Source organism: Streptomyces sp. (assembly GCF_036524955.1).
GTDB lineage: Bacteria > Actinomycetota > Actinomycetes > Streptomycetales > Streptomycetaceae > Actinacidiphila.
In genome coordinates, this window is the sequence record NZ_DATDBG010000122.1 from 1 (window position 1) to 7,977 (window position 7,977).

The 7,977-nt window shown below is 74.9% G+C and carries 2 protein-coding genes; both read left to right on the forward strand.

Annotated elements, in window-relative coordinates:
- On the forward strand, positions 1–3,617 hold a 3,617-nt coding region (locus tag VIW71_RS10595; protein ID WP_331621835.1), incomplete at its 5' end, for an SDR family NAD(P)-dependent oxidoreductase.
- Positions 3,618–3,692: 75 nt separating this feature from the next.
- Positions 3,693–7,977 (forward strand): beta-ketoacyl synthase N-terminal-like domain-containing protein (locus tag VIW71_RS10600; protein WP_331621836.1); only part of this gene is annotated, 4,285 nt, incomplete at its 3' end.

The window sequence follows — 7,977 nt, forward strand, 5'->3', positions numbered from 1 at the left end:
AGGAAGCGCCCTCCGGGCGGCCATCCGCCCCCGCCGCCCCCGCGCGGCTGGACAGCCTGGTCGCCGATCATCTGTCGCTGCACGACCAGTACATGAGCGGGCAGCTCGACAGCGTGCGGCAACTGACCGATCTGCTGACCCAGGCGGCCGACCAGGGCCGGGTCGGCGAGATCATGCCCGGTGTCTCCGCGGTCAAGGAGCACGGGTTGGCGATCGGCCGGACGCACCTGCGGGCCAACGAGATCCTGCGGGAGCTGGCCGGCCTGGAGTACGGGGCGGCCCCCGCCGCGCCCTCGACGACCGCGCCGATCGCGCCCGCCGCGTTCGTACGGCCGCAGCACGCCGCGATCCCCCCGTACACGCCCGCGCCTCCGGCGGCGCTCCCGGCCGCCCCGTCGGCTCCGGTCACCCCGGCGCTGGAACTGCCCCCTGCTCCGGCCGCCCTGCCCCCTGCTCCGGCCGCCCTGCCGCCGGCTCCGGCTGCCCCGGCCCCGGCTCCGCTTCCGGCTCCTGCCGTGGCCCCGGCGGTGGCGCCTGCCTCCGGTGGTGGCGCGTCTGTGGATGCCGCGGCTGTGCAGGCCGCGCTGCTGGAGGTGGTGTCGGAGAAGACCGGTTACCCGACGGACATGCTCGACCTGGGGATGGACATCGAGGCTGATCTCGGCATCGACTCCATCAAGCGGGTGGAGATCATGGGCAGCCTGCAGGAGCGGTTCCCGACCGAGTCCACCGCCGGTCCGGAGGCGCTGGCCGAGCTGCGCACCCTGAGTGACATCACGGCCTTCATCAGCAGCCAGACCAGTACCGCGGCTGCACCCGCGGCTCCTGCCGCGACCCCGGCGGTGGCGCCTGCCTCCGGCGGCGGCGCGGCCGTCGACCCTGCGGCTGTGCAGGCCGCGCTGCTGGAGGTGGTGGCCGAGAAGACCGGTTACCCGACGGACATGCTCGACCTGGGGATGGACATCGAGGCTGATCTCGGCATCGACTCCATCAAGCGGGTGGAGATCATGGGCACCCTGCAGGAGCGGTTCCCCACCGCCACCACTGCCGCCGGTCCGGAGGCGCTGGCCGAGCTGCGCACCCTGAGCGACATCACGGCCTTCATCAGCAACCAGGCGGACACGGCCACGGTCACCGGGACAACCCCGGGCGCACCGGCCGCGCCGGACGCTGCCGAGGACGCCGACGGGATCGGACGCGGCCAGGCGGTGCTGACGCCGCTGCCCGAGCCGGACCGGCTCGTCGGTGCATTCCCCGAGGGCTCCGTCGCGCTGCTCGTGGACGACGGCGGTGATCTCGTACCGCCGCTCGCGCGGCGCCTGGCCGCCGAGGGGTGGCAGATCTCCGTACTGCGGCTGCCCGAGGTCGCCGCGCGGCTGACGGACGAGGGCGTCGAGCAGGTCGACGACAACGCGCTGTCGGGCTGGGGCAGTGCCGAACTGGCCGCCCGCGTCAAGGAGATCACCGACCGGAACCCGCGCCTGGTGCTGCTGCCCGCCACCCGGCAGGACCTGGACTGGCGAGAGGGCGTACGGCGGCTGGCACACGGCCTGCTCATCGCCAAGCACGTGGTGGCGCCGCTGCGCGAGGCCGCCGCGACCGGCAGGACCGCCTTCCTGACCGTCACCGCCCTGGACGGCGCGTTCGGTCTGCGCGGTGTCGCCGAGGCGCTGGCCCCGGCCGGCGGGTACGGCGGTCTGGTCAAGACGCTCGCCGTCGAGGCACCCGAGGTGTTCTGCCGCGGTGTCGACCTCGCCCCGGGACTCGACCCGGCCGACGCCGCCGCGCTGGTGACGGCTGAACTGCACGACGCGGCGGCCGGCCCGGTGCAGGTCGCCCGGGACGGTGCCGGACGCGCCGCGCTGTCGCTGGCCGAGACGCCGTTCGCCGAGCGAGCCGGGCACGAGGGCACGCTGCCGTCCGAACCGACCGCCGACGACCTGCTGGTGGTCACCGGTGGCGGCCGGGGTATCACCGCGAGCTGCGTGGTGGACCTGGCCGGCCGGTACCACACCGGGCTGCTGCTGCTCGGCCGCACCCCGCTGACGGAGGAGCCGGGCTGGGCGGCCGGTCTGTACGGTCCGGCCGATCTGAAGGCCGCCGCCGTCGGCCACCTGCGCGAGCAGGGCGAGAAGCCGGTCCCGAAGCGCGTGGAGCAGATGTACCAGTCGGTGGTCGCGGTGCGCGAGATCCGGCAGACCCTGGAACAGGTCCACACGGCCGGCGGCACCGCCGAGTACCTCGCGGTGGACATCACCGACGCCGCGGCGGTGAAGGCGGCGCTGGCCCCGTACGCGGCCCGGGTGACCGGTCTGGTGCACGGCGCCGGTGTGCTGGCCGACCAGCTCATCGAGCAGAAGAAGGCCGCCGAGATCGAGCGGGTGTTCGCGCCGAAACTGGACGGGCTGCGCGCCGTCGTCCAGGCGCTGCCCGAGGAGCGGCTGCGCCACGTGCTGCTGTTCTCCTCGGTGGCGGGCTTCTTCGGCAACCGCGGCCAGTCCGACTACGCCATGGCCAACGAGGTGCTGAACGCCTGGGCGTCGTCCTTCAAGCTGCGTCACCCCGACAGCCGGGTCACCTCGGTGAACTGGGGCGCCTGGGACAGCGGCATGGTGTCACCGCAGATCAAGGAGGTCTTCGCCGAGCGGGGCATCGCACTGATCGGCGCCCGGACCGGTCCGCGGCTGTTCACCGAGCAGTTCGCGGCCGACCGTGGCGGCGACGTGGTGACCGTGCTCGGGCCGACGACCCCGCTGTCGTCCCGGCCGGTGGTGGTGCCGCCCACCGCGGTCGTCGTCCAGCGGGAGCTTTCCGCGCTGGCGGACACCGCCCTGGTGACCGACCACGTCATCGGCGACACGCCGGTGGTGCCCGCGGCCCTGGCTCTCGGCTGGGCCATCGGCGCGGTGGAGCGGATCACCGGAGCGACCGTCGGCCGGGTACGGGACTTCTCCGTGCTGAAGGGCGTGGTGCTCGGCGCGGACGAGCACGAGCGGCTGCGGCTGCGCGCGCAGGCCGCCGCCGACGGCTCGGGCGCCGAGGTGCTCATCGAGTCGGCCGACGGCGAGGGCGCCACCCGCCCGCGCTACTCGGCCAAGCTGGACCTGACCGCGGCCGGTTCCGACCGGCCCCTGGTCACCGGGCTGCCCGCCCTCGGCGGCGGACGGGACGCGGCCGGGCTGTACCAGGACGGGACGCTGTTCCACGGGCCCGCGCTGCGCGGCATCCGCAAGGTGGCGGCCGAGGACGGCACCCGCCTGGTGCTGGAGTGCGAGCTGGCCGAACCCGCCGCGTCCGGCGGCGCGTTCAGCGGCGCGCTGTACGGTCCCGGCACCGCCGACCTGCTGCTGCAGGCCGCACTGGTCTGGACCCGGCTGCACCGGAACACCGCGAGCCTGCCGCTCGCGGTGGCCGAGGCGGAGCTGTACGAGGCGCTGCCGGACGGCGGCCCCTTCCTGGCGGTGGTCGAGCCCGTGGACCCCGCGGCTGACCCGAACTCCGCGATCACCAAGCTCACGGTGACCGCGTGCGCCCCCGACGGCCGGGTCCTCGCCCGGTTCGCGGGTGTGTCGGTGGCTGCTGCCCCGCAGCTGGCCGCCAAGTTCGTGAACAGCTGACGACGTCGCCCCGCCGGGGCCGGGCGCTTCACGTGCCCGGCCCCGGCATCCAGCCTGGAGGGAACCACAGTCCGCATGAGCAAGTTCGCCATCGTCGGCCTTTCCTGCCTTTTCCCTGGTGCGACCTCCCCGGCCGGTTTCTGGGAGAACCTCCGGGCCGGAGCCGACAGCCGCCGGGAGGGCGGCGAAGAGGTCTTCGGACCGGCGCCGCCGCCGGGTGACGCCGACCCGGACCACCGGATCTACTGCGCGCGGGGCGGCTTCGTCACCGACTTCGCCTTCGACCCCGCCGGCTACCGGCTCGACGCGGACTACCTGAACCGGCTGGACCGCCTCTACCACTGGACCCTGCACACCGGACGTGAGGCGCTGCGCGACAGCGGCCACGCCGGGCGGTCGGACCTGCTGGACCGGACCGCGCTGGTGCTGGGCAACTACTCCTTCCCGACGCCCGCCTCGGCCCGGGTCAGCCTGCCGCTGGTCGAGCAGGCGGTGCTGCACGGGCTGCGGGCCGCCGGACTGCCCGGTTCGGGACCGGTGCCCGCCGACCCGCAGTGGGCGGCGGAGGGCCCGGCCGCCGAGGACATCCGGGTCAGCGGCGCACCGGCCGCCGTCACCGCCGCCGCGCTGGGCCTGGGCGGCCCCCGGTACGCGCTGGACGCCGCATGCTCCTCCGCGCTGTACGCGCTGAAGCTGGCCTGCGACCACCTCGCGTCCGGGCAGGCGGACCTCGCCCTGGCCGGCGGGGTGTGCGCGCCGGACCCGACGCTCATCCACCTGTCCTTCTCCGACCTGCACGCCTACCCGGAGGACGGCTTCAGCCAGCCCTTCGACACCGCCTCCGGTGGCATCCTCACCGGTCAGGGCGCGGGCATGCTGGCGGTCCGCCGGCTGGCGGACGCGGTGGCGGACGGCGACCGGATCTACGCGGTCGTCGACGGCATCGGCCTGTCCAACGACGGCGGTGGCCGCCACCTGCTGATCCCCAACGCGGACGGCCAGCACCGGGCCTACGAGCACGCCTACGCCCAGGCCGGTGTGGCACCGTCCGACATCGACTACCTGGAGTGCCACGCCACCGGCACCCCGGTCGGCGACCGCACCGAACTGGACTCAGTGGTGGAGTTCTTCGGCGCCCACGGCGCGCTGCCGCTGATCGGCTCGGTCAAGGGCAACATCGGTCACCTCCTGACCGTGGCCGGGCTGAGCAGCATGATCAAGGTCATCCTGGCCATGCAGCACGGCCACATCCCGCCCACGCCCGGCGTCCGCACGCCGTTGGCCGCGGGCGGCGCGGCGGCCGGCGACATCCTGGTGCGGGCCGGCCGGGACTGGCCGGAGCGCGGGCGCACCCGCCGGGCCGCGGTCTCCGCGTTCGGCTTCGGCGGCACCAACGCGCACGTGGTGCTGTCCTCCCCTCCAGCGGCTCCCGGGACCGCCCCGGCAGCCGGCGACGACGCCGCCGCGGTGCCGTCGGCCCTTGACGTGGTCGGCATCGGCGCCCACTTCGGGCCGCTGGACAGCGCCGACGCCTTCGAACGCGCCCTGTTCGACGGGCGCGAGGCGTACGGCCCGCTGCCGGCCCGCCGCTGGCGCGGTCTCGAACAGACCGCCGAGGGCGTGCTGGCCGCCGCGTCGCTGGCGGGCGCGACGGTGCCGACGGGGGCGTTCACCGACACCGTCCCGGTCGACCCGATCGACCACCGCATCCCCCCGGCAGACCTGCGCAACTACAACCTCCAGCACGCCCTGGTCTCCCAGGTGGCCGACGAGGCGCTGCGTGACGCCGGGTACTCCCGTACGCCGACCGCCGGCCGGACCTCGCCCGCCCCGCGGCGGATCGGGGTGGTCATCGCCATGGAGATCGAGCCCAGCGCCCACCTGCACCTGGCGCGCTACGGCCTGGACGCCTTCCTGCGCGCGGTGTACGACAGCTCCGGCCTGACGCTGACCGACGAGCAGCGCGCCGAGCTGTTCCTCATCGCCCGCGACGGTGTGCACCAGCCGATCGTCGCCAACGAGGTGCTGAGCTACATCGGCAACATCATGACCAGCCGGATCTCCTCGCTGTGGAACTTCACCGGCCCGTCCTTCACCATCTCCGCCGACGGCGCCGGCACCGCCGAGGCGCTGCGGGTGGCCCGGCTGCTGCTGCTCGACGACACCGTGGAGGCCGTGCTGGTCGGCGCGGTCGACCTGGCGGGCTCGCCGGAGAACCTGCTGCTGCGCGCCGCGCGGCAGGACGGTCAGGGCGCGCCGGCCGAGGGCGGCCTCGCCTTCGGGGCGGGCCAGGGCGCCGTCCGGATCGGCGAGGGCGCCGGCGCCGTGGTCGTCACCCGGCCCGGCAGCGGGGAACGTCCCGCCTACGCCCGGCTGGAGTCGATCGCGGTGAAGTACGCCGCCGCCGCGGACGGCGGGCTGCCGCAGCCCGACGCCTCGCTGCTGGCCGCCGCCGCCGCGGAGTCGCTGGCGCAGGCCGGGATCACGTCGGCCGACATCGGCTACCTGGAGGCCGGCGCCGGTGGCCACGGCCCGACCGACCGGGCCGAACTCGCCGCGCTGGCCCAGGTGTACCCGGCCGGCTCCGGCAGCGTCGCACTGGGCAGCGCCAAGGCGCACCTGGGGCACGCCGGCGGGGCCGCCGAGATGGCCGGCCTGCTGCGGGCCGTGCTCTGCGCGCATCTGGGTTACCTGCCGGGCACTCCGTCCTGGCAGCGCCCGAGCGACGAGGCGGCGCCGCTGCTGGCCGATTCTGCGCTGTACGTCCCCGACGCCTCCCGGCCCTGGTTCCGCCGCACCCGTGACGCCCGGCGCTTCGCGGCCGTCACCTTCGTCGGTGACACCGGCGCGCACGGCCATCTGGTCGTCTCCGCCGAGCAGACCCGGCAGGAGCCGCACCGCCCTGGCTGGGAGCGGGCCGGCGGCCCCCTGCTGCTGCCGCTGGCGGCGGACTCGCTGGACGGTCTGCTGGCCGAACTCCGGCGCCATGCCGACGAGTTGGCGTCCGGCGCGGACGCCCGGCGGATCGTGCAGGAGGCCGTGCACCGGCTGCCGGCGGGCGGCAGCACGTCCGCCGGGACCCTGCGGGTCGTCCTGGTCGGCACCGGCCGCGAGGAACTGCGCCGTCAGGCCGAACTGGCCGTCGGCGGACTGGCCGCCGCGCACGCGGCGGGCAAGGAGTGGAGCACCCCGTCCGGGAGCTTCTTCACCGGGCAGCCGATCGGACCGGACGCCAAGGTGGCGCTGGTCTATCCGGGGGCCTTCAACAGCTATCCGGGGCTCGGCCAGGACCTGTTCCGGGCCTTCCCCGAACTGCTGGCCCGCTTCGAGGAGGAGGCGGCTGAGCCGGACCGGACCTTCCGGGCGGCCGACCTGTACCCGCGCACCCAGGTCACGCCCGGCCGGCGCGAGCTGATGCAGCTGGAGGCCAGGCTCGGCGACGACCTGCCGTTCATGCTGGCCACCGGCACCACCTTCGCCAACCTCTACACCGATCTGGTCCGCGAGACCCTGGGCGTGCCCGTGCACGGCGCGTTCGGCTACAGCCTGGGCGAGAGCAGCATGCTCTTCGCAACCGGCGGCTGGCAGCGGGCCGCCCGCCGGGACGACCGGATCAGCACCACCCCGCTGTTCAAGGACCGGCTGTGTGGCCCGCGCCGGACCGTCCGCGAGCTGTGGGACCTGCCGGAGAGCACCCCCGACGAGGCGGTGTGGGCCTGCCACGTGCTGCTCACCGACGCAGCCCGGGTCCGTGCGGCGCTGGACCGGTACGAGCGGGTGTTCCTCACCCATGTCAACACGCCCACCGAGGTGGTGATCGCCGGCGACCCCGGCCAGTGCCGGGCGCTGATCGCGGAGCTGGACTGCCCGGCGGCCCGTTCACCGGTCAACTCGGTGATGCACTGCCCGGTGGCCGACGGTGAACTGGCCGGCCTCGCCGAGCTCAACGACCACCCCGTCGGCTCCCTGGGGGGGCTGGAACTGCTCAGCGCCTACGACTACGCGCCGATCGGGTCGCTCGACCAGGCCACCGTCGCGGACCGGATCGCCCGGACCCTGCGCGACACCATCGACTTCCCCCGGCTGGTGGAGACCGCGTACGAGAGCGGTTACCGCTACTTCATCGAGGTCGGCCCAGGCGCCACCTGCACCCGCTGGGTCCACGACACCCTGGGCGAACGGGCGCACGTGGCGGTGGGTGTGGACCGCCGCGGCGTGTCGTCCACCCGCAGCCTCGCCGGGCTCGTCGCCCGGCTGGTCGCGCACGGGTTGTCGGTCGACCTGTCCGTGCTGTTCGACCAGGCGCCGCAGGCCGCCGCCGCGCCGGCCCGGCCGGCGTTCGCGGTGGGCGGCGGCGAAT